We start from the raw sequence: 26,735 nt of genomic DNA, 5'->3' as shown, positions 1-26,735 counted from the left end.
TTTATTTACATAATTTAATATTGCGAGTTACATAATATAGTATTCTTATTAATATGTTTTATGTTATTTTGAAAATTTTGCTTCCGTTAGCAGCAGTCATTTTCATGACTCTACTTAACATATACAGAGGCAACAAAACGCGTCATCGTTCTGGTTATGCGAAAAACAGTAAACGTAAATCTAATAATACTGAAAAATCATATCAAAACGAATATAGTGATGGTAATCGCGCAAATCAAAATAATAATGAACCTGAAATTATTGATATAAGCGTTGATGAAGACAGTAATGAGAATTCAGAATCTTCTAACGATTCAGTAGGCAAGAATAGCAAGTTTTTATCTTTTATAGACGAAATTGAACGTTTAACTAATGGCTACGATGAAGATAGACCCATCGGTGATAAAAAGGACGATTCAGATAATCAAAAATCATCTAAAAAGAGTGAAAAAAATAGTAAAAAGAAGGAGAATAATTCTTATATGCACATAGATCTTAATTTTGATAAATTTATTAATATTACGAAAAAATGGCGTTGGATTTTAGCTGGCATAGTAGCATTTATAGTTTTTGCATTTTTAATAATTGTAGGTTTGTCTACTTTTATTAGTGATTGCATGTGGTATTCACAGCTTGGATTTGAAAGCGTAATTTGGATTCAGCTAGGAGCAAAAGTTGGAGTTTGGGCTCTTTACGCTGTGCTTATGGCAGTATTCGGATATCTTTCAGCATCACTTGCTATACGCACTCGTCCTACTAATGCTGATGGATCTTATATTCGTATTAGTGGAAATATAATTGATTTTAAAAAGGGCGTTAGTTCTAAAGTAGCTTTCCATATTGCAGGTATTGTATCTCTTATTGTGGGAGCGTTGTTTGGCTCGCAGTTTTACTCTCATTGGGCGCAAATTTTGCTTATGTTCCACGCTCAGCCTTTTGGTATTAAAGATCCGCAATTTGGCATTGACAACGGTTTCTACGTGTTTGTTCTTCCTGGTTTGCTGCTATTTATGAAAGCTTTTATATTACTACTAGCTTTATCATTACTATTCTCTGTTCTTACGCATTTCCTTATGGGAGCTATTCGTATAACCATGCCTGTAAATGGCAATGGCTTGTTTAATATTACAAAGCATGCTCGTAGACAAATTGGTATTTGGTTCCTGTTGCTTATGATTGCTTGGTCAGTAATACAGATTCTTGATATGTTTACGCTTGTAATTTTTGACGGTCCTAGAATTACTGGCGGATCTTACACTGATATGAACGCTAGAGTTCCAGCAAGTATTATTATGGCTATTCTTACTCTGATTGTTGGCTTAGTGATTTTTGTGTGGATACTTAAATCTCATTCTCTTAGCGGAAAAGTAGAGTTAGAAACGCGATTCTTTGCAGCTGTAAAAGCTTGGAAAACGCCTGCAGTAGCAGTAGCTTTCTTAGTGGTAACATCTATGATTATCTCATTCGCATGGCCGCTAATACTTCAAAGATTTAAAGTAAACCCTAATGCTCAAGAGCTGGAAGCTGAGTATATTCAGAGAAATATTAATGCTACAAAATTCGCATACGGGTTAAATAATGTTGAAGTGGAATCTTATAACGCTGCTTCGGAAGGTAAATCTGGAGCTTTAGCTAAAGAAGCTGAGTCTACGGCTCAAATTCGTCTTCTAGATCCTCAAGTAACTTCACCTACTTTCCGTCAGCTGCAGCAATCAAAACAGTATTATATGTTTGCAGATACGCTTGCAGTCGATAAATACAATATTGATGGAGTAAGTCAAGATACTGTTATTGCTGCTCGAGAACTTAATTTATCGGGTAACGACAATCATAATTGGGTAAATGATCATACTGTGTATACACATGGCTACGGTATTGTTGCTGCGTACGGAAATAAAGTTACAGCTGACGGTCAGCCGCAATTTATGGAGTATGGTATTCCTACTCAAGGTAAGATGACAAAATCTCAAAAGTATGAACCTAGAATTTATTTTTCTCCTAATGCTCCAGAATATTCTATAGTTGGTTCTCCTAAGGGAACTGCTCCATGGGAGTTTGATTATCCTACAGGTTCACAAGGTGCATTAACAACGTTTAAGGGGAATGCTGGTCCAAGCTTAGGTAACTGGTTCTCTAGGCTTATACACGCTATACGTTTTAGGTCAGATCAGATACTATTCTCAGATCGTGTAACTTCGCAGTCTCAGATTTTGTATGATCGAAATCCTAAAGATCGTGTATCTAAAGTAGCTCCATACTTGACTTTAGATGGTCGTGTTTATCCTGCTGTAGTAGACGGTAGAGTTAAGTGGATTGTTGACGGTTATACTACTTCTGATTCTTATCCTTATTCTCAAATGACAGATTTTGGTAAAATAACTCAGGACTCTACAACAAAAACTTCTCATTCGATTAAAGGTTTAACTAATCAGCGTGCAAACTATATTCGTAACTCTGTTAAAGCAACAGTAGATGCGTATGATGGATCTGTTGATCTATACGTTTGGGATACTAAAGATCCTGTTATTAAAGCTTGGAGATCAATATTCCCTGGTCATTATCATGATATTTCCGAAATTTCAGGTGATTTGATGAGTCACTTAAGATATCCGGAAAGTTTGTTTAAAGTTCAGAGATATTTACTAGCAAAGTATCATGTTGGTTCTGCTAGCCAATTCTTCTCTGGAGAAGATTTTTGGCAGACTCCTGTTGATCCAACTGAATCTCAAGCTGCGCAAAAGGACGATATTTTGCAGCCACCTTACTACTTGACTTTGCAAGCAGCAGGTACTAAGAAGCCGGTGTTCTCGCTTGTTTCTACTTATATTCCTGCAGGTAAAGTAACTCGCGAAATATTAACAGGATTCTTATCAGCTAATTCAGATGCGGGTAATACTCCTGGAAAAGTAAGTCCTGGCTATGGAAAGCTTAGATTGCAAGAATTACCTAAGGTTTCAAATGTTCCAGGCCCTGGTCAAGCTCAAAATAATTTCAACGCTAACGCAAATGTTTCTAAAGAGTTGAATTTGCTGGAATCTGGTTCTACTAAAGTAAAACGTGGCAATCTTCTTACTTTGCCGCTTGGTGGAGGATTGGTTTACGTACAGCCGGTTTACGTACAGTCAAGTGGTTCAACTAGCTATCCGTTACTTAAGAAAGTATTAGTTGCTTTTGGTGAACAAGTTGGATTTGCTGATACTTTGGATGAGGCGCTAAATCAAGTGTTTGGAGGAAATTCCGGAGCTGCTGCTGGAGATGCGTCTAATAATTCCGAATCTTCTGTTGCGAAGGCAGATAAGGATAATAGTACATCTCAAAAAGCTCAGGAAGATAAAACTAGTAGTCAGAGTTCTAATCAGACTACTATTAATCCTCAAATTAAAGATGCTTTGAATCGTGCTGCTAAGGCTTTGAAAGATTCTGATTCTGCAATGAAAGCCGGCGATTGGTCTGCTTATGGTAAAGCTCAGAAAGCCTTAAGTGATGCTATTTCGGATGCTTTAGCTAAAGAGTCTGAGAGCAATAATTCTGAGCAAAAGGAAGAATCCGAGCATAAGTAATTTGAAATTGAATTTATAACTCAACTATAAAGCGCCAGCAGATTCTCCTGTTGGCGCTTTTACTATACTTGTACTTATTTGCTTTACTTTTAGCGGTGCGTGTGAGTGTGCGCGTATCGCGCGTATTGCATTGTATTTATTAAAAATTAGAGTTGGTTATCTGGATCTTCCTCATCTTCAGCAGGTCCTAGAAGAATTCTTTCAGTTAAATTTACTGCGCACATCAATAATGTTGTAAGAATAATAATTACAAAAGTTGCAGAAAAAATAAGTGGTGTTCTGTACGAATTGTACGCAAATTGCAGCCAAATTCCGAGCCCATCTTTTGCGCCTAAATATTCTGATGTAGAAGCTAAACCGAAAGCGTATGCAGCACTTATTTTTATTCCTCCGAATATTTGTCTTGCTGCGACTCGTAATTTTACATGCCACAAGGTCCATACTCGTCCAGCTCCGCACGTTAGTGCAACGTCACTATAAAAAGTCGGTACTGCTTCAAGTCCTCTAATAGTTTGAACTGCAATAGGGAATAGGCTAAAAATCATAACTATTATGATTTTTCCAGAAATCTCAAAGCCGAACCATATTAGAAATATTGGAGCTATTGAAATAAGAGGTAGCGTTTGTGCAGCGCATAAAAGTGGGAATAGTGCAGAATGTAAAGGTTTGCATACGTGGAATCCAACTCCAAGAAGAATACCTAAAAATATAGCTAGCAGGAATCCAATAACAGTTTCTTGTGAAGTAACTATTGTTGCTGGTATTAGCGTAGGCCACGTATCATTCGTAGCATCTGCAATTGCTAGTGGTGATGGAATAAGATTCTCTGATAGCTTGTAATACATACACGCTAACTGCCATAAAGTAAAGAAAAGTATTACTGATACTACTGTTGGCAGATATTTGAAAATTACGTGTTTTAAACGCGAGTGCGTCATACGTGTAAATTCCTTCCGTAAAAGTTCCGTAAAAGTCATAGTATGTGCGAAATTCGATTGCTGCCCCAATCGGAATCTTTCAAGATTACTTATGCACAAGTCTTCAACTATTGTAAAGATGCGTGCCAACCATTTTTTATTTATAGAAAAATTAGTTTTTGTAATTAATCTTCTAAATGTCGGATGATGTGTGCATAATCAAAATCGTTTCGTGAGTCAATGTGTGGCAAACCGTGCATCGTGCTTTTTAAAGAGCGTGCGGGGGCATTGAACGGGCGCGGGCTAGGACCTTCATACCGTTTTCTGCCAAGTCTGTGCTGCATTTCCCAGAAAATGGTGAGTAAAAACAAAGTAGGGAACTCATGAATATGCGTGGTGTTAAACGCTTCTGTGCAGCACTTCTTTCAGTATGCTGTTTATATTCGTGTGCTGCATGCGGATCTTCGCAACAAAGTAATGGTAAAAATCTTCGTAAAGTATCGTTTATGCTTTTTTGGGCACCTGATACTAATCATATTGGTATTTATGTTGCAAAGCATAAAGGTTGGTTTAAAGATGCCGGTTTGGATGTTAATATTCTTGCCGTTGCACAAACCGGTTCTGAACATGCTGTAGATAGTGGTGCCGCTGATTTTGCTCTTACTACACTAACTAATGTTGCTGATTTTTCCACTAAGGGTGCAAATCTTGAGCAGGTTATGCAAGTTCAGCAGAAGCCAAGTGCTATATGGTGTTCTCTTGCAAGCAACAATAAGATTCATTCTCCTAAAGATTTTGATGGACGCACTTTTGCTACTTTCGGTTCTGCTGAAGGTGATGCTGTTATTCGTAGAATGATTCAGCATGATGGTGGAAAAGGTAACTTCAATAAGGTAACTGTTGGTACTTCTACATTCCGTACTCTCGAAACCGGTAGAGCTGATTTTGGTGGATTCTACGGTACTTGGGAAGGAGTTCAGTCTGAATTATTTGGACCGAAACTTCGTTGCTTTAAAGAAGGAGATTACGGTGTCCCAGGTCAGCCTGATACTATCGGTATAATTACCAACAAGAACACTATTAGTAAAGATCCAAAGCTTGTTCGTGCTTTCGTTAAGGCTGCAAAAAGAGGATACGAGTATGCGTACGAGCATCCAGATGAGGCTTCAAATATTTTGGTTGAAGAAGCAAAAGAAGCTAATCTTGATCCAAAATTCGTTAAGAAAAGCATGAAAATGATTGTTGACGGCGAATATTGGGGAAGTCACGCAGATATTAAAAGTGGAAAGTTTGTATTCGGTACTAGCGATGTAAATGGTGCTCAAAAGTACTTTAACTTCCTGAGTAAGGAAGGTGCTTACACTGATTCTAAAGGTAAAGTTACGAATCAATTGCCTAATGCTAAGAAACTTTCTACTGACGAGTTTTTGAAATAATGTAGGTCAAAAATAATATTGGCTATTTTCTTGCTAGAATAGGCAGGAGTATATAAAGGCGTATCAGCAAAGCGTCAATGTACGTTATGCGCGTGATACGCCTTTTTGTTTTATATTGCTTGTTTACAAATAATAGGCAAAGAAAATGGGGATAGTATGTCATCGGATTTTTGGCTGATTGCAGGTTTAGGAAACCCTGGTACGAAATATGAAGGTACTCGCCATAATATGGGGTTTATGGTTGCTGATGTGCTTAGTTCGCGTTGGTCAATATCTTTTTCGGATCATAAAGGTTTGGCTAAGCTTGGTAAAGGTGTTATGAATCTTGATGGCAAGCTTGCTAAGTTCTTTTTGGCTAAGCCTCTTACCTTTATGAATGATTCAGGTGCTGCTGTTGCATCAATAAGCGCATACTATCAGATTGAGCCGGATCATATTGTTGTTATTCATGACGATATGGATTTAGATTTTGGTCGTATTAAAGTAAAAGCCGGTGGTTCCGCAGGTGGGCATAATGGTATTCGATCAATTGATAGATCTCTTGGAACTCCTCAATATGCTCGTGTGAGAATGGGAGTAGGTCATGCTCAGAGAGGCTCTCATGCTCACGAGAATACAGTGAACTGGGTTCTTGGAGGTTTTGCTCCTCAACAACGAGCTGAACTTGATAATTTTTTGGCTGATGGTGCTGATGCTGTAGAAAGCGTTATTTTCCGCGGTCTTAGCGCAACTCAAGAGCACTTTAATGGACGCTAATTGTGCGTTATAGCGCAATTTTATAATTTGTAATTACACTAGTAAAACCGGTAGTTTTATGCAAAAAACTGTTACTTATCGCTCTGAAGTATCTTATAAAAAAGAGAATAATTATGGGGGAGCTTTATCTGATCTTCTTTCGCGCTTATGCGCAGGAGATGAGAAGTTTAGTAAACTTTGCGATTTGCGTTCTCGGCTTGAAAAAGAGCCTCAGAATGTGGATGAAAAGTATGTGAATATTGTTAATGTTTCTTCTCCTGTTGGAATAAGACCTGCTTTAGTTGCGAAAGTTGCTGAACAGTATCCTGTAGTTTTAGTAGTTCCTTCTGGAAGGGAAGCTGACGAAGTAACTGATTCTATTCGTGACTGGTATGAGGGAAATCAAAAAGATATAGCGAAACTTGAAGCTTGGGAGACTTTACCTCATGAAAGATTGTCGCCTAGAGCAGACACTGTTGCTTCGAGAATAGCTGTTTTTCGCAGATTGCGTCACCCTGATTCCTCTAGTGATTTATTTGGACCGATTCGCGTACTTGTTATGCCGGTAAGATCTCTTATACAGCCTGTTGTATCTGGTCTTGCTGATGTTGAGCCTCTTGTGTTTTCATGCGGATCTCAAATACCTTTAGAAGAAGCTATAAAACGTCTTGTTGAGAATGCTTATACGCGTGTCGATTTAGTTATGGAGCGAGGAGAATTTGCTGTAAGAGGCGGAATTCTTGATATTTTTGTTCCAACAATGACTCATCCTGTGCGAATGGAATTTTTTGGAGATGAGATAGATAGTATAAAACAATTTCATGCTTCCGACCAGCGTACGTACGGTAACGTTATACGTAGTCTATGGGCTACTCCTTGTAGAGAATTACAGCTTACTGAAAGTGTTTGTAAACGTGCTAAGTCTTTAATTGGTTCTATTCCTAACGCTGATGACATGCTTGAATCTATTTCACAAGCTATACCAGTAGAAGGTATGGAATCTTTAATTCCAGCTCTAATAGACAATATGGAATCAGTGCAAAGCATGCTTCCAGATGATGCTGTAATCATGTTTTCTGATATTGAGAAATGTAGACGAGCTGCTGATGATGTTACTAAAACAGCTAATGAGTTTCTTGCAGCAAGCTGGCATGTTGCAGCGAGTGGACGCGGTTCGGGTGCTCCTATAACTTTTGATCAAGCTAATTTCTTAGATTTTGAAGAAACATTATCATCTTTATATTATTCGCAACATGATGTTTGGAAATTAACATCACTAAATATTGATGCAGATACAGTTAGCAATAATCAAATAAACGTTAATCTTCCTGCTATATCTCCTAATGAGTTTAGAGGTAGTGAAGAAAAAGTTACAAACGGTATTAATGCATTGCTTGATGACGGATATGATGTGACGATTACTGCAGCAGCAAGTGGTACTGTAGCAAGACTAAGCCGTGCGTTAAAACAGACAGGAATTGTACGATTTTCTTCTTTAGTTTCTAATGCAGTAGACGGATTTATAGACGAAAGCGCTCGAATAGCTTTACTAACTGAAAGAGATATAACAGGACATTCTTCTGCTGCAAGTCGTCTTAAAACTCCGCAAAAAAGACATAAAGCTATTGATCTTATGGAGCTTAAGCCAGGTGATTTCGTTGTACACGATCAGCATGGCATAGGCCGTTTTATTGGTATGAAACAGCGCAATATTGCTGTTTCTGGTGGTACGGCTGAAAGAGAATATTTAGTAATAGAGTATGCTCCAAGCAAGCGTAACGCTCCTGCAGATAAACTTTTTATACCAACAGATCAACTTGATGCTGTAAGTAAATATATTGGTGCGGAAATACCAAAACTAAATAAGCTTGGTGGGTCTGATTGGGCTGCTACAAAAGCGAAAGCAAGAAAACATGTTCATGAGATTGCAGAAAATCTTATTAAACTATATTCAGCAAGACAACAGTCTAAAGGTTTTGCTTTTAGTAAAGATACTCCATGGCAAAAAGAGTTGGAAGACGCATTCCCATATCAGGAAACTCCAGATCAGCTTACTACAATTGATGAAGTAAAAGCTGATATGGAAAAACCAATGCCTATGGATCGTTTGATTTGTGGCGATGTAGGCTTTGGTAAAACTGAGATTGCTTTAAGAGCTGCGTTTAAAGCAGTGCAAGATTCAAAACAGGTTGTTGTACTTGTTCCAACAACTCTTCTCGTACAACAGCATTTTGATACTTTTACTGAAAGATTCGAAGGTTTTCCTGTAAAAGTAGCTGCTATGAGTAGATTCCAAACTAAAAAAGAGATAGATAATACTTTGGAGGGTCTTGCGGACGGTAGTGTTGATGTTGTAATTGGTACGCATAAGCTACTTAATCCTAGTATAAAATTCAAAGATTTAGGATTAGTCATCATTGATGAAGAGCAGCGTTTTGGGGTTGAGCATAAGGAAACTTTAAAAGCTTTACGTACGAATGTAGATGTGTTGAGTCTTTCTGCAACGCCAATTCCTAGAACGCTTGAAATGGCCGTAACTGGAATTCGAGAAATGTCAACTTTGGCTACGCCTCCTGAAGATCGTCTTCCTGTATTAACTTACGTTGGCGCATATGAGGATGCTCAAGTTGCTGCTTGTGTGAAGCGTGAATTGTTGCGTGCAGGTCAAGTATTTTATGTGCACAATCGCGTAGAAGATATTAGTTCTGTTGCTAATAAAATTCATGAGCTTGTTCCGAATGCGCGCGTTGCTATCGCGCACGGAAAAATGGGAGAGAAACAGCTTGATGCTGTTATTCGTGATTTTTGGCATAGAGATATTGATGTGCTTGTTTGTACCACGATTATTGAAACTGGACTTGATATTTCCAACGCAAATACGCTTATTGTAGATCATGCTGACAGATTTGGACTAAGTCAATTGCATCAGTTGCGTGGAAGAGTTGGTCGTGGACGTGAGCGCGCATACGCTTACTTCTTGTATGATCCGTCTAAGTCTATGACACAACAGTCTCACGATAGACTTGCAACAATTGCTCAACACACTGCACTAGGCTCTGGTTTTGATGTTGCTATGAAAGATTTGGAATTGCGTGGTACTGGTAATCTTCTTGGCGATGAGCAAAGTGGTCATATTGAGGGCGTTGGTTTTGATCTTTACGTCCGCATGGTTTCCGAAGCTGTAGAAAAATATAAGGAGCCTGAACGTAAAGAGGCTGTTTCGGTTAGTATAGATCTTCCTATTGAAGCATCTATACCAACGGATTATATTGATGCGGATAAATTGCGATTAGAAGCTTACAGGAAACTTGCGCAAGCTCAGAATGATAATGATCTTAAAGAAATCAGTGATGAGCTTACGGATCGTTATGGTAATCCTCCTAAATCTCTTGAAGCTTTATTTGATGTTGCCCGTCTTAGATTTAAAGCTAGAGATTTAGGAATAACTCAGCTAGTTTCGCAAGGTCACTCACTTAGAGTTGTGGGATTTGATCCAAAAGAGTCAGTATTGATGCGAATGAAACGCATATACAAATCATTACAGTACAGGCCGTTAAATCATTTGCTGATTGTTCCAACTCCTTTTGAAACTTCTCTAGGTTCTGCTGCTATGAGCGAGCATGAAATCATAAAGTGGGTAGATCAGTTGCTTGATGATCTAGCATGGTAAGTGCAGTAATTTCGCTATTTTTTGCTATTTTTTCTACTCTTGCTACTTTTACTGCACTTTAGTTATGAGATTGTACCCATGATTAGTAAGAACAGACTGTAGTTGCAATAAGTATGTGTGGGCTGCGTCAGAAAGATTTGTTCTCTCATTTTTTATCCAGCCAACAAGCATTGTTTCTTCGCACTCCAAAGGAATCGTAACAATTTTTTCATTATTAAGATCGCCGTTGTCAATTCCAGTGCAAACTGTGTAACCGTTTAAACCAATAATAAAGTTAAGAATTGTTGCGCGGTCACTTACATTAATTTTCTTTGGAGGATGATTAGGCCAAACTGCCTCTTCTGCAAAGAAGAAACTTCCATCTTCGCCCTGCTCGTATTGTATAAAAGGATATGGTTTTAAATCGTCCAAAGTTAAACTGCTTTTTGAAGCAAGTGGATTGTCTTTCGAAATAAAAACATGAAGCTTTGCGCGGAAAAGTGGGTGAAATTCTAAATGCTTTTCTCTTAGCATTTTTCCAATAACATCTTTATTGTAGTCTGAAAGATACAAGATTCCTATGTCTGCGCGCATATCATTAACTTGATTAATAATATTTTTTGTACGTGTTTCTCTAATAGAAAACTCATACTCATTTGACTGTATGCTACGAATCATTTCTACGAAAGCTTCAACAGCAAACATGTAATGTTGAGTAGCCACGCTGCATAATTGCCTTCTAGGTTTTTTACTAGAATATCTTTCCTCAAGTAATGCAGCTTGATCTAAAACCTGCCTCGCGTAAGTCAGAAATTCTGCACCTTCTACAGTAAGAACAATTCCTTGAGATGATCTCATAAAAATTTCTATGCCGAGTTCTCTCTCTAGTTCGCGAACTGAAGAACTTAAAGCTGGTTGTGATACATATAATTCATGTGACGCTTCATTCATAGATCCGCATTCGAAAATTTTTACAATGTACTTCAACTGAAGTAGCGTCATAATAAGTACCTTCCTGGCTGCTTTTTATAATTTTTCTATTTAATTTTTCTATTTCTCAGTGTATTTAAATTAAATAGAGCTTTTACTCAACAATTCTGTCACTGCTTAAGCGTTAGCTAACTGTTACATAACTACTATAAACTTACGCCTAGTGAAGCTAAATCTTTGCGTGCTTGTTCAGCTGTTGTAAATACAAATGCATTCATATTTACATTATTAGCACCATCAATATTTTGCGGTTTGTCGTCAAAAAATACTGTACTTTCAGCTTTTAGTCCAAACCTACTAATAGCAAGTTTGAAAATTTCCGGCTGTGGCTTATGCAAATGTTCTACACCAGAAATAATAGTTCCTTGCAGAAGTGTTGAAATCTCTGGGAATTTTTTCAACGCAAGTGGGAAAGTCTCACTAGACCAATTCGTTAATCCCCAAACACCATAACCTGCATTTCGTAAATCTTTCAGCAAATCAACCATGCCAGGCATCATGCGCGTAAGAACTTGATCATAGTGTGCGCAGTACCAGCGGAAAGCTTCAGCGAGTTCACTTCCAAAACGGCGTTCGTATTCAGGCATAAGATCTTTCAAAAGTTCGCCGCCGTCCATGCGATCTTCAAACTCGTAGAATCCGGCTAAATCGTCCTTTCCAAAGCTTCCATTAGGGCAAATCGTATCAACTAAATTTGGGAATTGTTTTTCTAAGCAATTTCTACAGTTCCACTCTAATAGAACTTTGCAGTAATCAAACATAACGTCGTGAATCTCAACTGTTTTTGTACTGTTCATATTTTTGATACTTCCTATTTTTTCGTATTTGTTTTTCATATTTGTTTTTCGTGTTTGTTTGCGTATTTTTATTAGCTTATTTTTAAGATTTCACTTCATATTTATGAGAATCCCAAAAACGTGTGGTAATGCTGCGATTATGTCGCTAGCAACAATTGGGTGTTCAAGCATAAGAGGTTTCTTGGCTTTCACAAGTTCCTTAACAAACTGTGTGTAATTATTTTCGCTACTGCTATAAGCTGCCAACATTGCTGAAATGCCATGTATTACTGCTGCGCTAGCCGCAATAATAGCGTAGTTTTCGATAGTTTCTTCCTGTTGAGCGAGAGTAGCGCCAATAATTCCAGACAGTACATCTCCAGATCCTGCTGTTGCGAGCCAAGATGGACCATATTGTGCTACATATACTGGTTTATTAAGATTTTTTGGCGATGCAACAATTGTTTTTGCGCCTTTAAGTAGTACTGTTGCGCCAGTAAGATCTGCTGCTTTTTGTGCGTAATAAATTGGATTGCTTATTATTTGCTGCGAGCTTATGCAAGAATCATATCGTTTAAAAAGGTAACTTAATTCGCCGGCGTGTGGAGTTAAAATTACTTTTTGGCAAACGTTTTTTGGTAGTAAGTCTAAAGCGCCTGCGTCTACGCATACTGGCGGCAAGGATTTTTGAGTTTCTGATTGTATATTATTTTCTTCAGATTCGTATTTTTTGAGTATTTCTTCTATATATTTTCGTTGAGATTTTGTTTCTTCGTCGTAACTGTGTTCTGAATCTGATATTCCTGACCCTATTGTTAAAGCGTTTATTTTTCCTTGTAATTTTTCAGAAACGACTGCTTCTGGCAGTGATTGTAATACTAAATTTTGTGCGCGTAACGGTCCTGCGTAACGCACCATTCCTATATTGCAATATGCAGCTGCTTTAGTACTTAATACTGCTGCTCCGGGATACGAATTTGAACCTGTGATTAAACCAAGAACTCCTCGTGAATACTTATTGTCAGTACTTTGTGGGGTTCGTACGTATTTTGACACAGTTTGCATGTTAATTTCTATTGCAGATGTGCCTTCTGTTTGTGAATAACTATTTTGAGAATGTAGGTTTAGCTGGGTTTCTTGGAATGTCATATTATTAAGTTTAATCGTTGTGATGCATGTTAGTAAGTTTGTTAGTTTACTGTTTTATTTTTTATATTTGGACAAATGTATTGTTCGATTAACATATGTTGTGTTCCAATATGTAAATATTTTGAGAAGAAATGTAATTTTTGAGTTATTCGCGTGTTGCGGCGTGTCGAGCGTGTTGAGGTAAAAATTAGAATTTTTTATAGCAGAAATATTTGATATAACAAATTTATTAGTGCTTTCAGTATTTGCTTATATATAGCCGTTTTATCTATGTTATTTTTTGTTTGATTTTATGCATCAAATCAAAAAAATAGTATTATATCAGATAAAATTTTAGCAAAACGCGTTTTTTAAAAATAAATTATATTTTTCCACATTTTTGATTGACCTATGCGCATATTTTTCTTATGCTATAAGCGTTATTGCGAATGATTATTTTTTTCATGAGCAAAGTCTCGAAATCGACCCCTGCAATAACGCTAAAGATTCCTGAAAGGAACAATGTGAAAACTGCACGAATTTTCGCAACTGCTGCTGCGGTTGCATTACTAGCAACTTCTATGAGTGCTTGTGGTTCTTCAAAGAACTCTGATAGCAAAGCAAAAGGTAATCAAGTGAACGTAGTTGCAACAACTACTCAGATTTGCGATTACGTAACACAAATTGCGTCAACTGCAGACGCAAAATCTGGATTAAGTCTAAACAAAACCGATTCTCAAGGTAAGAAGTCTGTAATCGGAGCTCCTCAAGATAAAGCAAAGTCCACTATTAATTTGACATGCTTACTCGCACCGAATGCTTCTGCTCACGAACACGAAATGACTCCAGCTCAATCTAAAGCATTATCTAAAGCTGACTTAATGCTGGTTTCTGGCGTTGATCTTGAGCACTTCTTGGATCAGGCTGTAAAAGCAACTGGCTTCAAAGGCACTATGGGCGTAACATCCGGTATTCTTACAGCTGATGAAATTAAAGATCCAAAGGCTGAAGCTGCTAAAGAAAAGAATCTTCCATACAAGATTGATCGTGGTATTGCTAAAGTGCATGCTGAAAAGTGGCCATTCCCTCCAGAAGAAGGTGAAAAAGAGCCTGAATTCCAATATGATCCACATATTTGGACAAGCACTAAGAACACTATGATTCAGGTTAAGAATATCGGTAATTTCCTCGGTAAAGCTCTTCCTGGAAGCAAAACAATTTTCGACGAGCACGTTGAAAAGTTTACAAAGTCTTTGACTGATTTGGATTCATGGGCTACTGAAGCTTTGAATAGTGTTCCTAAGGAGCATCGCGTTCTCTTCACTTCTCATGATGCTTTCGGATACTTCTCAAGAGATTACGACGTAAAGTTCATAGGTGCTGCACTATCTGACTTCAATAGCCAGCAGGATGCAACAGCTGAGCATATTAAGCAAGCTGCAGAAGCTGTTAAAAAGTCTGGTGCGGTAGCGCTCTTTGCTGAAAATTCCAACAATTCTAAGTCAATCAAGGCTGTTGCTTCTGCGGCAGGTGTAAAAGCTATTATTGGTGACGATGCTTTATATGGTGATTCTCTTGGACCAGTAGGCTCTGCGGGAGAAACTTATATTGGATCCATCGTTCACAATGTTGAAACCTTAGTGAAGGCTTGGAATGGTAAGGTTCCAGAGCTTCCAGACACGATTAAGTCCATGTTGAAGAAGTAGTTAACGATATAAAAGGTCGGTAAATAGTGAGTAAGAGCGTCCTCGCAATGAAAGATTGCGACCTAGCATACGGCTATAAAACCGTAGTTACTGGGATTAACGGTAGCTTAGAATCTGGTGAGGCTTTGGCTTTGATCGGTCCAAATGGATCTGGAAAAACAACGTTTTTGCAGGCCATAATCGGAATTGTGCGCGTAAGTCATGGAGAGTTACGCATGCCAAAGTCAATCTCAATTGGCTACGTTCCTCAGCAAGTTGATTTGGACTTGACATTTCCAATCACTGCTAGGCAAGTAGTAGCCATGGGATTGAGCAGAAAAACTGGATTCTTTGGTATTTTGCGTAAATCGCAGAAAGCTGCCGTTGAGGACGCTCTTCGTCACGTTGGTCTTTTAAAACGTGCAGACATGCGCTTTGGTGATCTTTCTGGAGGTCAAAGACAGCGAGTTCTTCTTGCTAGAGCTATAGTTGCAAAGCCGACTTTAATATTACTTGATGAACCGTTTAATGGTTTAGATGAGCCGAATAGGCGAGAACTTCTTACAATTATGAAATCAGCGAAACAAGAAGGTATATCTTTCGTAGTTTCTACACATGATCTTGTTATAGCTGACGCTATATGTGAAAAAGCATTGTTGCTAGCTGGTAAGCAAATAGCATTCGGAAATTTGCGAGAAGTAATGACAAAAGAAAATATTTCTATTGCATACGGCGGTACTATTCCAGCATCAACAGCCGGATTGACGCTTAATGAAATTTCTGATGAGTCTGCAAATAATGATGATTCAAACTCTTTAAAGGGTGAGAATCATGCTAGCTGAACTCGTTGAATATTTGAGGCAACTTTTAGAACCAATTGATGAGCTTGATTTTATAGCATCAGCACCTTATCTTTTTCGACCGTTCTGTCTGCTAGTTATGCTTGCAATAGCGAGTGGCGTAGTAGGTGTTTTTGTGAATTTGCGTTGCGCTGAGTTTAATGCTGAAGCGTTTGTTCATGGAATATTCCCAGGTATAGTTGTTGGAGCGCTTTACGGTGGTATAGATAATATTCTTCCCGGTGCGTCCATTTGCGCTGTAATTTTAGTAATTGCGCTTGTATTTGCCACAAGATGTGAACGAATAAACGAGTCTATTATTGCAACTGTTCTCACAACATTCTTCGCGTGTGGAATCGTTATCTCGCTTAAAAAAGGAGATATGTCAGGACAGTTAGAAGCTCTTATGTTTGGGCGACTTCTTGACGTTACTGACGATAGAATGACCCAAGCTATGTGGATTTGCTTGCTAACTATAATTGTTTTGCTACTGACTTGGAAACAGCAAGTTATTGTGGCATTTGATAGAACGAGCGCACGTCTTATGGGCGTAAATACTCTTTTTGTTGACATAATTTTGAATGCTGGAATTGCTGCAGTAGTTGTTTCAGCATCATCCGCGGTTGGAGTGCTGCTTGTTATAGGATATTTGATAATTCCTGGAGCTAGCGCAAGATTAGTTGCAAGAACTGTCAGATCAATGGCTTTCGTGGCTATTGGCGTTGGTATTGCTGGAGTTTTGCTTGGAATGTATGTGATGAATCTCGAATTAGATCACCCTATTTCTCCTCAAGCTGCAGTTGCTTTAAGCATATGCGCAATGTTCGTGGTTGTACTTATTCTACGAACAATTTATAGATGCATATATTCACTGCTTCAATCTAAAAGAATTTTGAAATTAAGTAATTCTCAGTCAGATACTGATGTTGATCTTACTGATCTTACTGACGCAAAGCGAGGCTAATCATGGTAAGTATGTGGCAAATTATTGCGCTTCCCATGGTTGAGGCGGTAGTTGTAGGAGCCTTGTGTGGACTTGTTGGATCACTAGCTTTATTAAATCAGCGTATTTTCTTCACTGAATCTATTACACATGCTGCATTTCCTGGAGCAGTTTTAGGTGTAGTTGTAACCTCAATGTACACAATTGATCAGAATATTCTTTCTATAGGATTATTTGTTGGAGCAGCTTTTGCTTGTATAGTTCTTTCTTTTGTAATGCATGCTCTTTCCAAATTAAAAGGAATATCTTCTCAAGCTGCTGCTGGAATTACGCTTACTGTTGGCTTTGCAAGTGGATACTTTTTAAACAAGTGGTTTGCTCCTCTTCCGTTACGTATTGAAAGCTTCTTAGCAGGATCATTGCTGAATTGTACTCATGCTGATGTTGCAGCTGCATCATTTACGCTTTTGCTAGCATTATTACTTTGGATGTTGAACGCTGCTAACTTGGTTCACTGCTCTTTTGATCCTACTGATTACAAAGCTTCTGGTGGAAGAGCTGGATTAATGCAAGGTCTTGTATTAGCTCTTATTATCATAACTGTTTCTGTTATTATTCCTGCGGTTGGAACTGTTGTTTCTGTCTCTCTTATAGCTGCACCTGCTGCAGCGCTTAAGGGCAGAGTCTCGTCAATTCACATGTTTGTTATTGCTTGCGTTTTAACTTCTGTGATTATTGCTTTAGCTGGATTGGGTATAGCGGTAATATTTAGTCTTTCTGCTGGCGGTAGTATAGCAATCGTTGCTGGAGCTTTCTTCCTTGCAGTGAAGTTATGTGAAAGTTTATTTGTTGCCTTACATCAGTTATTTACAAAGCATTTTTCTTCTAAACAAAAACTAGCAAGTAGAGTATTTAGTAAAATTTAATACAATTAGCGAAAATAATTACAAAAATCTATTAGTTTTTAGTAATTTTACTATTCTGTCTGCTGTGTGTTCTAGAGTGACAAGCAATTGTGCGTGAAAAATGCGCGCGATTGACGTCGTTGTTTTAAACGGCTTGCGTAATTTTGTTGCGTAAGCCGTTTATGTATGTGATATGTTTATAAATTCATCGACGCCACACAAGTCCAGGTCTGCACATTAGTAACGCAAGACCCCGATAGAAAAGGACAATTATGGCTGAAAATACCATCTCCATCACCGTAAACGAGGAACGCAAGGAGGTGGATGCAAGCTTCACTGGCGTTGAACTTTTCGCGGAAGATAAGAATATTATTGCCGTGCGTTTAAATGGCGAGTTGCGTGATTTGTACACGCCTCTTCATGACGGCGATACCGTGGAATCAGTAGCTCTTGATAGTGAAGATGGCATCGCAATCATGCGTCATTCCGCTACCCATGTGATGGCTCAAGCTGTTCAAGAAATTCGACCAGACGCAAAGTTGGGCGTAGGTCCTGTAATTAAAGACGGCTTCTACTACGATTTCGATGTTGATACTCCATTTACGCCAGACGATTTGAAGCAAATCGAAAAGCATATGCAGCGCATTATTAAAGAGTCTCAATCCTTCCGTCGTCGCGTTGTAACAGAAGATGAAGCGCGCGCTGAAGAAGCAAACCAACCTTATAAGTTGGAGTTGATTGGGGATAAGGAAGCGGCTCTTGATCCGGCTGCTGCTGGCGAAATCAGCAAGCATGAGCTTAGCATGTACGACAATTTGGATCGCGAAGGCAATAAAGTTTGGAGCGATTTGTGCCGCGGACCTCACTTGCCAAATACTCGCTATATTAAGGCTTTTAAGCTTGAGCGTGTAGCTGCAGCTTACTGGCGTGGCTCGGAGCAGAATCCTATGCTTCAGCGCATTTACGGAACTGCATGGCCAAGCAAGGAAGAACTTAAGGCTTACACAACTCGTATGGAAGAAGCTGCTAAGCGTGATCATCGTAAGCTCGGCCAAGAGATGGATTTGTTCTCCTTCCCAGATGAGATTGGCCCAGGCTTGGCAGTGTTCCATCCAAAGGGTGCTGCAATCATTAACGCAATGGAAGATTATTCTCGCGAGCAGCATCGCAAGCATCACTACAGCTTCGTACAAACTCCTCACATTACTAAGGGTGGATTGTATGAGACTTCCGGCCACTTGCAGTGGTACAAGGATGGCATGTATCCTCCAATGAAGCTTGACGAAGAGCGCGACGAAAACGGTAACGTAACCCGCCAGGGCGCTGACTACTACTTGAAGCCAATGAATTGCCCAATGCATAACTTGATCTTTAAGTCTCGTCAGCGTTCTTATCGTGAGCTTCCTTTGCGCTTGTTTGAGTTTGGTACCGTGTATCGCTACGAAAAGTCTGGCGTTGTTCATGGCTTAACTCGCGTGCGTGGCTTGACTCAGGATGATTCGCATATTTACTGCACTCGTGAGCAGATGCGCGATGAGTTGAAGAGCTTGCTTAACTTTGTGCTTGGTCTTCTTAAAGACTTCGGTTTGAACGACTTCTACTTGGAGCTTTCCACTAAGGATGAGCACAAGTTCGTTGGTTCCGACGAGATTTGGGAAGAAGCAACTAACACTTTGGCAGAGGTTGCTAAAGAATCTGGTTTGGAACTCGTGGACGATCCAGGTGGAGCTGCATTCTACGGCCCGAAGATTTCTGTGCAGGCACGCGACGCAATCGGCCGCACTTGGCAGGTTTCTACTATTCAGCTCGACTTCAACTTGCCTGAGCGTTTTAAGTTGGAGTACATTGCAGCTGATGGTAGCCACCAGCGTCCGGTTATGATTCACCGCGCACTCTTCGGTTCTATTGAGCGTTTCTTCGCTATTTTGCTTGAGCATTATGCAGGCGCATTCCCAGCATGGTTGGCTCCAGTTCAGGTAACTGGTGTTCCTGTTGCAGACGAGTTTGCTCCACACTTGCAAAAGTTTATTAGTGATTTGGAAGAGAATATGGTTCGTTGCGAAATGGACAGCTCCGACGATCGCTTTGGCAAGAAGATTCGTAACGCTTCTAAGTCTAAGGTGCCTTTCACTTTGATTGCTGGTGAAGAGGATGTGAACAACAATGCTGTGAGCTTCCGCTTCCGCGATGGCAGCCAATTGAATGGTGTTCCAGTTGAGCAAGCTAAAGAGTGGATTTTGTCCATTATTAAGCAGCGCGTTCAGGTGAATACCGCCGAAGATTTCGAGTGCTACACTAAGTAATTTAAGTTAGCTAGGTGGTAATCTAGCTAGCCTAAATCTGAATGTAAGCTGAATCCGTAAATAAAAAGCCCACACTTCTTAGCGTTGTGTGGGCTTTTTTATATCTAAATCTCTACACCGTTATTTTCTCAGTTTGTTGACTGAGTTTTTAACGGTGTTTTGCTATTTACCGTTATTTTCTCAGTTTGTTATCTGAGTTAGTAACGGTGTTTGTATCTTCTTACAGTCGCTTGGTTAGTATGGGATTGTTTATTAAACACAAGCCTTATTTGTTTAGTTACGCTAGGAAGGTTGAATTCAATGCTGGAATCATTACGCAGTGGATTTAAACGTGCTATTTCTCCAATTGCAAAATTCCTAGTGCGACTAGGCGTAACTGCTAATTCAATAACAATTGTTGGCACGGTAGCAGTAGTTATTATTGCTTTTGCTACTGCTTTTAGTAAACAGTTTGTTATTGGTACTATATTCTTAACTGTTTTTGTGCTTGCAGACAGTTTAGACGGTTCTGTTGCTGCTTTAACAACAGGCGGTACTAAATTTGGTGCATTTCTTGACTCAACTCTTGATCGTATTGCGGACTGGTCTTTATTTATATCAGTGTGCATATGCTTGTATAAAGCTCACGAAAAAGAAATGTGCACTTGGATTCCAACTTTTAATGGAAACATAATAAAATACGTAGGATTGTTAAGTTGTTTGATTGCTCTTATGGGAGCTTTCGTAACTTCATACACTCGCGCTAGAGGGCAGTCAATAAATGTCGATCCTAAAAAAGGTTTAATCACTCGCGCAGATCGCGTAGCTGTGATCCTTGTATCTATGGGACTTGTTGGTCTTACAAATCAACTTTTTTGGTTAAGTCTTTCTATGATTTTGCTTGCTATTGGCGGTATTATTACCGTTTTCCAGAGAATTTTTGAAGTCAAAAAAAGCCTTAATCGTATAAGTGAGTAAATTTGTCTTGAAAGCGCAATAAAATCGTTTCGTTTGATTAACTGTACGTTTTAGGAGTATCATGTCAGGTCATTCCAAGTGGGCGACTACAAAGCACAAGAAGGCCGCTATAGACGCAAAGCGCGGCAAGCTTTTTGCCAAGCTTATTAAGAACATTGAAATTGCTGCTCGTTTGGGCGGTGGTGATCCTGATGGTAATCCTACATTGTACGATGCCATCGTAAAAGCTAAGAAAGCTTCTATGCCTGCCGATAACATCAAGCGCGCTGTAAAGCGTGGCTCTGGTGAAGAAGCTGGCGGCGCTAACTATGAGGAGATTGTCTACGAAGGTTACGCTCCTGCAGGTGTTGGCTTGATTATCGAGTGCCTTACAGATAACCGTAATCGTGCTGCTGCTGATGTACGTTCAACTCTTACTAAGGGTAATGGCTCTTTGGCTACAAGTGGTTCTGTGAGCTTTAACTTCGAACGTAAGGGTTTGATTGAAGTTCCATCTGAAGGCGTTGATTACGATAAGCTTTTTGATGTTGCAGCTGAAGCTGGTGCTGAAGATGTTGTTGATGACGGAGACGTTTACTCCGTTTACACTAATTCTAGCGATTTGGTTACAGTTCGTAAGGCATTGCAGGAAGCTGGTTTCGACTACGATTCTGCTGACGTTATTATGCATCCAAATAACGAAGTTGAGTTGAGTTTTGAAGATGCTCAGAAGGTTTCTCGTTTGATTGATAATCTCGATGACCTCGATGACGTTCAGAATATTTATAGCAACTGGACTGCTTCCGACGAGGTGATGGCTCAGCTTGAGGAAGACGAATAATCTCCTATGATGATTTTTGGCGTTGATCCCGGGCTTACGCGTTGCGGGGTCGGCGTGATTGAAGCCGGCGTTTCACGTCGGCTTTCTTTTATTCACGTCGATGTGTTACGTAGTGATCCTGACGTTTCGCAGGATTTGCGTCTTCTTTCTATATATAACGGTTTAGTCAAAAAAATTGAGCGGTTTTCTCCGGATGTTGTTTCTGTAGAGCGAGTTTTTGCGCAAGAAAATCGAAATACTGTTCTAGGTACTGCTCAAGTTGCAGGACTTGCTATGCTTGCTGCAGCTCAGCATAGCATTCCTGTTGCTTTGCATACTCCTACTGAAGTTAAACTTGCTGTTGCTGGGAACGGAAAAGCGGATAAAATGCAAGTGGAACGCATGGTTGCGCGTTTGCTTGGTCTTAATGTTTTGCCTACTCCTGCAGATGCTGCAGATGCTTTAGCTCAAGCAATTTGTCATGCTCTTCGACCAGAAGGTGCTTTGCAAGGTGGTGAGCGCGAGCAGCATTTAACCTCAGCTCAAAAGCAGTGGGCTTTAGCTCAACGCGCGGCTCGCACAAATAAATCTGTCTCTCGAGGAATGTAGGATACTTATAGAACATCTGTTCTATTTATGTTTGTTTTGTAGCGCATAAATAGATTAGTTTTCGAGTGTATTGTTGGTTTATTTGCAAGTTGAGTTAGGAAGAAGGTGAGTGCTTGTGATAGGTATGCTGGTTGGGAAAGTAGTGTCTGTTGACGCTCACGCTGCGCTTATTGTTGTTTCAGGTATAGGATACGAAACTTATATGCCTTCAACTGATCTTTCTTCTTTAAGAGATGGACAGGAAGTTACGGTTTATACTTCTTTGCAGGTCTCTCAAGATTCTTTAACTTTGTATGGATTTACTAGTCAATCTGCAAAGAAAATGTTTTTGCAAGTTCAAAAAGTAAGTGGAATAGGTCCGAAAGTTGCGCTTTCTTTGCTTTCTACACTTAATGTTGATCGTCTTTTGAAGGCTATTGAAGAGGGTAATATTAGCGAGCTTTCTTCTGCTCCTGGCTTGGGTAAAAAAGGCGCGCAAAAAATTATTTTAGAGCTTAAAGGCTCTATTGATATTGATTCAATGCATGATTCTGATTCAACTTCTCGCCGTAATGCTGTAGATTCTTCTATGCAATCTATTGTTGATGGTCTTATGTCTCTTGGTTGGAAGCAAAGTGATGCGCAATATGCAGTGAACTCGGTGTGTGAACGTTACGATATTGCATTGCCGATATCAGAATCTGATGTTCCTAAAGTGTTGAGGATGGCTTTAACTGCTCTTGATAGAGGAAAATAGTGTGATGAATTATGATTTATGGGGATGATATGGATAATTTATCAGTTGACAGTATGAGTACTTTTCCTGCAGTAAATACTGGTGCTGCGGAAGACTCGTTGCGCATGGTTTCTTCTTCTCCTTTAGCTAATGAGCAGTTAAGTGACGAAGAATTACGCCCTCATGCTTTGGACGGATTTATAGGACAGCCTCTTCTTAAAGCTCAACTTCAGCTTTTTCTTGATGCTGCTAAAAAGCGTGACGTTCCTCCTGACCACATGCTTCTCGCTGGCCCTCCAGGACTTGGTAAGACAACGCTTGCAATGATTGTTGCTAATGAGCTTGGTGTTTCTATTAGGATTACTTCTGGACCTGCTATTCAGCATGCTGGAGATTTAGCTTCTATATTAAGTGCGCTTGATACTGGTGAAGTTCTTTTTATTGATGAGATTCATCGTTTGCCTAGAGCTGCAGAAGAGTTGCTTTATATTGCTATGGAAGATTTTCGAGTTGATGTTATGGTTGGTAAAGGCCCTGGTGCTTCATCTATACCATTAACTCTTCCTCGTTTTACTGTTATTGGAGCTACTACTCGTGAGGGCATGCTTCCTTCTCCGCTGCGTGCTCGTTTTGGTTTTACAGCTCATCTTGATTTTTATCCTCACGAAGAGTTAGAAAAGCTCGTTGAGCGTTCTGCTAAAGTTCTTGGAGTTAAGCTTGCTGATCAAGCTGCTAAAGAATTATCCTTACGCTCAAGAGGAACACCACGTATTGCAAACCGTTTGCTAAGACGAGTGCGAGATTGGGCTATTGTTCACGAACTGTCTTTAGTTTCTCGTGAAGATGTTGTTAATGCTTTAGCGTTATACCAGATTGATACTTTAGGTCTTGATAGGCTTGATATTGCTGTTCTTCAAGCAATAGTTAAACAATTTAATGGCGGCCCTGTAGGACTTAGTAATTTAGCTGCCATGGTTGGAGAGGAAGCTGAAACTGTTGAAACAGTATGCGAGCCGTATTTGGTTCGTGAAGGTTTCTTAATAAGAACTCCTAAAGGTCGTGTGGCAACTAATAAAGCATGGAAACATTTAGGAATAAACCCTCCTGACAATGTCAGCGAGATAGCATAAAATGATGATTTTGGGCAGCATTTCGACTGTCCTGTGGTTGGATATTTAAGGAGTGTATCGTGCCCCAAGTTCTTAGCCAATATGGTATGCTAATCATCCTAATCGTATTCATGGTCGCTATGATGTGGTTCCAGTCTCGTAACGCTAAAAAGCGCCAAAATGAGATGCGTTCATTCCATGATTCATTGGAAGCAGGAACGGAAGTAATCACAATTGGTGGCATTATTGGCAAAGTTGTTAGCGTAGACGCAAAATACGAAGAAATTGTTATTGATTCAGAAGGATCACTTCTTCGTGTTTCATTCCGCGCAGTAAACAGAACTTATATTCGTCCAGCGTTTATCAGTGATGAAGAAGCTGAAGCCGCTGAAAAAGCTTCTGAAAGCAAATCTGATACGGATGCTAAAGAAGTTGAAGATTCTTCGAAAACAGTAGAATCTAGTGCTAGTACAGAAAATAAATAAATAGTAGTGATAGCAGTCAAGGAGTAGCGCAAAAAATGTTACGACTTGACTGCTCTCTTTTCTAGTAAAATATGTAATCCTTTTGGAGAAAAGAATACTTGGTACTATGAAAACAAAAGATATTACTATAAAGCCTTTGCAAAACGTAAATTTAGAGGATAGAGAATATCTCGTTTCGCTTATTCGTACAATTCCAGGTTTTCCTAACCCAGAGATTACTTTTAGAGATTTTATACCTGTTTTTGCAGATGCTCGCGGTTTTAGTATTTTAATCGAAGCTTTAGTAGATGCGTTGCCAGTACAAGCTGACGATATAGATATTATTGCTGGTCTTGAAGCAAGAGGTTTCTTATTTGGACCAGTTTTAGCATCTAGATTAAAAAAGGGTTTTGTTGCTATTCGTAAAGCTGGTAAATTACCTCCAGAAGTTGTTAGTGAATCATACGATCTGGAATATGGTAAAGCCAGTGTTGAGATTGAAAAAGATATTATTAAACCTGGTCAACGAGTGCTTATTGTAGATGATCTTATAGCTACAGGTGGTACTGCTAAGGCTGCAGCAAAACTTATTGAAAGATCTAAAGCAAAAGTCGCAGGCTTTGAATTTGTTATGGAACTTACTGGCATAAATGGTATGAGTGATTTAAGTGAGTATCATTGCAGTAGTTTAACAACAATGCCAGCATAACTATTAATGCCATATTACGTTTCTACCGTATGATATTAAATAATCGCATATGCTAGTTCTAAAAATTTAAAATAAAAATTTTAGTATTATTAATTATTGACGTAAGTAATATGAAAGAGGGGGTTGGTATGGATAAGTTAAAGTCGTTTTCGCTTAATATTGTCCGCGGTATTGCAGCTCCTCTTGTAGCATTATTCATATTTGCTTTATCAGTTGGTCTTTTTCTTTCTCTTACTCTTCTTGTGGTGTCTATTGAAGAGGGAACTGGAAATCTTTCCGATTCTTCAATGTCTATGACATGGGCTGTTCTAATATTCTCGCAAGGTGTTGGTCTGTCTATCGGAAATTGCGTATTAACTATAATTCCTTTAGGTTTAACGCTTCTATTACTGCTTCTTCTAATATCACTTATTCGTAGATTCCAAGATAGTGTACTATCATACTCAACTGGCTTCGTATGTTGGATACTAGCGAATGCTATTCTTTCTCAACATACGAACGCTATTTTTACTGACTCTTTCTCCATAATTGTTACTAAAAGCGCTATATTTTATGTTGTCGCGCTAATATTTGCAGTATATCCAAAGAGTTCTTTGTCTAATATTTTGCATGAACGTATTAAGCATTATCTTCCTGAGTGGATATTGCATAGTATGCGTGTAGTTCGAATTTCAACAGTGGTGTTGCTTTCGCTTTATGCTTGTGTTGCTGTTATTACTGTTATTGTATGGTCCTTCTTTGGTTCTGGAACTGTAGAAGTTTATTACAATAAAATTGGTATGCAAACTGGTTCTAGAATATTAACTACTTTAGCTTGCCTGGTATGGCTCCCGAACGTTGCTATGTGGGCGTTTTCGTGGATTTGTGGAGCAGGATTCCATATTGGAACTGTTGCCAAATTTACTATGGTAAGTGTTTTCAAAAAAGTTTTACCTCCTATACCAGTATTCGGTGTGTTTCCTGAACCAATTAAAGATAATTTGTACAGGATTATTAGCATCAATATTGTTCCTTCAGTGTGTGTCATATTGATGATTATTGTTCTAGTTCATAAACGTTTCTGCAACCTAAGGATTAAAGGTAGTGATGAGCGTTTAGACATAAAAGAGATGTCTATTGATTTTTCTCGTGCAGCTCTTACGCTGGTAGGTATTTCAGCTGTTCTTACTGTTATTATGAGCATATTTTTCTCCATAGTTAATGGAGCTCTTGGAACTTTAAGACTTTCATCAATAGGTGTCGATGCTATTGATAGCACTAGAGCAGTAGGACATTTAACATTATTTGCTTGTGCTATTGCATGGATTGCTGTGCTTGTATCTTGCCTTGCAGTATGGTTTATTAGACACTTGTATTTCGTTCTTATAACGAGACGTAAGTCTTATAAAAATAATCCAAATGTAGAATCTAATAAAACAATTACAGAAAAGAAACCACCTTTATCTGCGAATCAATCTTCTCCTAGAACGGTGACCTCGCAGATAGTAACAAAATAATCCTCACCTAA

21 protein-coding genes are annotated in these 26,735 nt (G+C 39.0%); 17 read left to right on the top strand and 4 right to left on the bottom strand.

All coding sequences use genetic code 11. From position 1 onward, the window contains the following. Window positions 1-53 precede the first annotated feature (53 nt). Window positions 54-3,560: a UPF0182 family membrane protein gene (locus tag ACNEUN_RS04235; RefSeq protein WP_463631028.1), complete on the top strand. Its 3,507-nt coding sequence runs from the start codon at window positions 54-56 to the stop codon at window positions 3,558-3,560. A gap of 146 nt (window positions 3,561-3,706) precedes the next feature. On the opposite strand, the gene ACNEUN_RS04230 is transcribed toward ACNEUN_RS04235, so the two are convergent. Beyond that, window positions 3,707-4,498, bottom strand: a complete 792-nt coding sequence (locus ACNEUN_RS04230) for an ABC transporter permease (protein ID WP_427876789.1) — start codon at window positions 4,496-4,498, stop codon at window positions 3,707-3,709. A gap of 362 nt (window positions 4,499-4,860) precedes the next feature. On the opposite strand from ACNEUN_RS04230, the gene ACNEUN_RS04225 reads away from it, so the two are divergent. The 3 genes from ACNEUN_RS04225 to mfd all read left to right on the top strand — a co-directional run bounded on the left by ACNEUN_RS04225 (window position 4,861) and on the right by mfd (window position 10,318). Beyond that, window positions 4,861-5,913, top strand: coding sequence for an ABC transporter substrate-binding protein (locus ACNEUN_RS04225; RefSeq protein ID WP_427876791.1), 1,053 nt, complete (start codon window positions 4,861-4,863; stop codon window positions 5,911-5,913). A 156-nt stretch (window positions 5,914-6,069) separates the two neighbouring features. Continuing rightward, window positions 6,070-6,669: an aminoacyl-tRNA hydrolase gene (gene pth / locus ACNEUN_RS04220; RefSeq protein ID WP_427876793.1), complete on the top strand. Its 600-nt coding sequence runs from the start codon at window positions 6,070-6,072 to the stop codon at window positions 6,667-6,669. A gap of 58 nt (window positions 6,670-6,727) precedes the next feature. Further along, a complete protein-coding gene (gene mfd, locus ACNEUN_RS04215) occupies window positions 6,728-10,318 on the top strand; it encodes a transcription-repair coupling factor (RefSeq protein WP_463631025.1) in 3,591 nt (1,196 codons plus the stop codon). A gap of 48 nt (window positions 10,319-10,366) precedes the next feature. On the opposite strand, the gene ACNEUN_RS04210 is transcribed toward mfd, so the two are convergent. The 3 genes from ACNEUN_RS04210 to ACNEUN_RS04200 all read right to left on the bottom strand — a co-directional run bounded on the left by ACNEUN_RS04210 (window position 10,367) and on the right by ACNEUN_RS04200 (window position 13,128). Further along, window positions 10,367-11,299 carry a LysR family transcriptional regulator gene (locus ACNEUN_RS04210; protein ID WP_463631024.1) on the bottom strand — a complete coding sequence of 311 codons (933 nt, stop codon included), beginning with the start codon at window positions 11,297-11,299 and terminating at the stop codon, window positions 10,367-10,369. Window positions 11,300-11,433: 134 nt separating this feature from the next. Next, complete coding sequence (locus ACNEUN_RS04205; RefSeq protein ID WP_463631022.1) at window positions 11,434-12,084, bottom strand: HAD family hydrolase; 651 nt, start codon at window positions 12,082-12,084, stop codon at window positions 11,434-11,436. A 90-nt stretch (window positions 12,085-12,174) separates the two neighbouring features. Next, on the bottom strand, window positions 12,175-13,128 hold the full coding sequence (locus tag ACNEUN_RS04200; RefSeq protein WP_463631101.1) for an ADP-dependent NAD(P)H-hydrate dehydratase: 954 nt from the start codon (window positions 13,126-13,128) through the stop codon (window positions 12,175-12,177). A 587-nt stretch (window positions 13,129-13,715) separates the two neighbouring features. Here ACNEUN_RS04200 and ACNEUN_RS04195 point away from each other — a divergent pair. The 13 genes from ACNEUN_RS04195 (at window position 13,716) to ACNEUN_RS04135 (ending at window position 26,724) form a co-directional block, all read left to right on the top strand. Further along, on the top strand, window positions 13,716-14,897 hold the full coding sequence (locus tag ACNEUN_RS04195) for a metal ABC transporter substrate-binding protein (protein ID WP_427876799.1): 1,182 nt from the start codon (window positions 13,716-13,718) through the stop codon (window positions 14,895-14,897). A 47-nt stretch (window positions 14,898-14,944) separates the two neighbouring features. Further along, a complete protein-coding gene (locus ACNEUN_RS04190; RefSeq protein ID WP_427876801.1) occupies window positions 14,945-15,718 on the top strand; it encodes a metal ABC transporter ATP-binding protein in 774 nt (257 codons plus the stop codon). Next, the gene (locus ACNEUN_RS04185; RefSeq protein WP_463631019.1) at window positions 15,708-16,679 is read left to right on the top strand and encodes a metal ABC transporter permease; all 972 of its coding nucleotides are present in this window, start codon (window positions 15,708-15,710) and stop codon (window positions 16,677-16,679) included. The genes ACNEUN_RS04190 and ACNEUN_RS04185 overlap by 11 nt, the downstream gene beginning before the upstream one ends. 2 nt (window positions 16,680-16,681) lie before the next feature. Next, window positions 16,682-17,584, top strand: coding sequence for a metal ABC transporter permease (locus ACNEUN_RS04180; RefSeq protein ID WP_463631017.1), 903 nt, complete (start codon window positions 16,682-16,684; stop codon window positions 17,582-17,584). 251 nt (window positions 17,585-17,835) lie between these two features. Further along, on the top strand, window positions 17,836-19,866 hold the full coding sequence (gene thrS, locus ACNEUN_RS04175) for a threonine--tRNA ligase (RefSeq protein WP_463631015.1): 2,031 nt from the start codon (window positions 17,836-17,838) through the stop codon (window positions 19,864-19,866). 300 nt (window positions 19,867-20,166) lie between these two features. Next, window positions 20,167-20,823: a CDP-alcohol phosphatidyltransferase family protein gene (locus ACNEUN_RS04170; protein WP_463631013.1), complete on the top strand. Its 657-nt coding sequence runs from the start codon at window positions 20,167-20,169 to the stop codon at window positions 20,821-20,823. Window positions 20,824-20,884: 61 nt separating this feature from the next. Further along, the gene (locus tag ACNEUN_RS04165) at window positions 20,885-21,643 is read left to right on the top strand and encodes a YebC/PmpR family DNA-binding transcriptional regulator (protein WP_463631011.1); all 759 of its coding nucleotides are present in this window, start codon (window positions 20,885-20,887) and stop codon (window positions 21,641-21,643) included. Between the two features lie 6 nt (window positions 21,644-21,649). Then, window positions 21,650-22,231, top strand: a complete 582-nt coding sequence (gene ruvC, locus ACNEUN_RS04160) for a crossover junction endodeoxyribonuclease RuvC (RefSeq protein WP_427876813.1) — start codon at window positions 21,650-21,652, stop codon at window positions 22,229-22,231. A gap of 115 nt (window positions 22,232-22,346) precedes the next feature. After that, a complete protein-coding gene (gene ruvA, locus ACNEUN_RS04155) occupies window positions 22,347-22,967 on the top strand; it encodes a Holliday junction branch migration protein RuvA (RefSeq protein ID WP_463631009.1) in 621 nt (206 codons plus the stop codon). Between the two features lie 53 nt (window positions 22,968-23,020). Further along, complete coding sequence (gene ruvB / locus ACNEUN_RS04150) at window positions 23,021-24,076, top strand: Holliday junction branch migration DNA helicase RuvB (RefSeq protein WP_463631099.1); 1,056 nt, start codon at window positions 23,021-23,023, stop codon at window positions 24,074-24,076. Window positions 24,077-24,135: 59 nt separating this feature from the next. Beyond that, window positions 24,136-24,540, top strand: coding sequence for a preprotein translocase subunit YajC (gene yajC / locus ACNEUN_RS04145; RefSeq protein WP_427876816.1), 405 nt, complete (start codon window positions 24,136-24,138; stop codon window positions 24,538-24,540). Between the two features lie 106 nt (window positions 24,541-24,646). Then, window positions 24,647-25,228: an adenine phosphoribosyltransferase gene (locus ACNEUN_RS04140; RefSeq protein WP_463631007.1), complete on the top strand. Its 582-nt coding sequence runs from the start codon at window positions 24,647-24,649 to the stop codon at window positions 25,226-25,228. Between the two features lie 128 nt (window positions 25,229-25,356). Further along, a complete protein-coding gene (locus tag ACNEUN_RS04135; protein WP_463631005.1) occupies window positions 25,357-26,724 on the top strand; it encodes a cell division protein PerM in 1,368 nt (455 codons plus the stop codon). Window positions 26,725-26,735 lie beyond the last annotated feature (11 nt).

The organism is Gardnerella sp. C0684A1 (assembly GCF_055326835.1).
Note: the sequence above shows the minus strand (reverse complement) of the source record. Positions and strands in the feature narration are given on the sequence as shown.

Coding starts and splice junctions, on each gene's coding strand:
- ACNEUN_RS04200 (WP_463631101.1), bottom strand. CDS start 13,128: ATGCAAACTGTGTCAAAATACGTACGAACCCCACAAAGTACTGACAAT.
- pth (WP_427876793.1), top strand. CDS start 6,070: ATGTCATCGGATTTTTGGCTGATTGCAGGTTTAGGAAACCCTGGTACG.
- ACNEUN_RS04140 (WP_463631007.1), top strand. CDS start 24,647: ATGAAAACAAAAGATATTACTATAAAGCCTTTGCAAAACGTAAATTTA.
- ACNEUN_RS04230 (WP_427876789.1), bottom strand. CDS start 4,498: ATGACGCACTCGCGTTTAAAACACGTAATTTTCAAATATCTGCCAACA.
- ACNEUN_RS04180 (WP_463631017.1), top strand. CDS start 16,682: ATGGTAAGTATGTGGCAAATTATTGCGCTTCCCATGGTTGAGGCGGTA.
- ACNEUN_RS04225 (WP_427876791.1), top strand. CDS start 4,861: ATGAATATGCGTGGTGTTAAACGCTTCTGTGCAGCACTTCTTTCAGTA.
- ACNEUN_RS04235 (WP_463631028.1), top strand. CDS start 54: ATGTTTTATGTTATTTTGAAAATTTTGCTTCCGTTAGCAGCAGTCATT.
- ACNEUN_RS04135 (WP_463631005.1), top strand. CDS start 25,357: ATGGATAAGTTAAAGTCGTTTTCGCTTAATATTGTCCGCGGTATTGCA.
- mfd (WP_463631025.1), top strand. CDS start 6,728: ATGCAAAAAACTGTTACTTATCGCTCTGAAGTATCTTATAAAAAAGAG.
- ACNEUN_RS04190 (WP_427876801.1), top strand. CDS start 14,945: ATGAAAGATTGCGACCTAGCATACGGCTATAAAACCGTAGTTACTGGG.
- ACNEUN_RS04185 (WP_463631019.1), top strand. CDS start 15,708: ATGCTAGCTGAACTCGTTGAATATTTGAGGCAACTTTTAGAACCAATT.
- ACNEUN_RS04210 (WP_463631024.1), bottom strand. CDS start 11,299: ATGACGCTACTTCAGTTGAAGTACATTGTAAAAATTTTCGAATGCGGA.
- ruvB (WP_463631099.1), top strand. CDS start 23,021: ATGAGTACTTTTCCTGCAGTAAATACTGGTGCTGCGGAAGACTCGTTG.
- thrS (WP_463631015.1), top strand. CDS start 17,836: ATGGCTGAAAATACCATCTCCATCACCGTAAACGAGGAACGCAAGGAG.
- ruvC (WP_427876813.1), top strand. CDS start 21,650: ATGATGATTTTTGGCGTTGATCCCGGGCTTACGCGTTGCGGGGTCGGC.
- ACNEUN_RS04170 (WP_463631013.1), top strand. CDS start 20,167: ATGCTGGAATCATTACGCAGTGGATTTAAACGTGCTATTTCTCCAATT.
- ACNEUN_RS04165 (WP_463631011.1), top strand. CDS start 20,885: ATGTCAGGTCATTCCAAGTGGGCGACTACAAAGCACAAGAAGGCCGCT.
- ACNEUN_RS04205 (WP_463631022.1), bottom strand. CDS start 12,084: ATGAACAGTACAAAAACAGTTGAGATTCACGACGTTATGTTTGATTAC.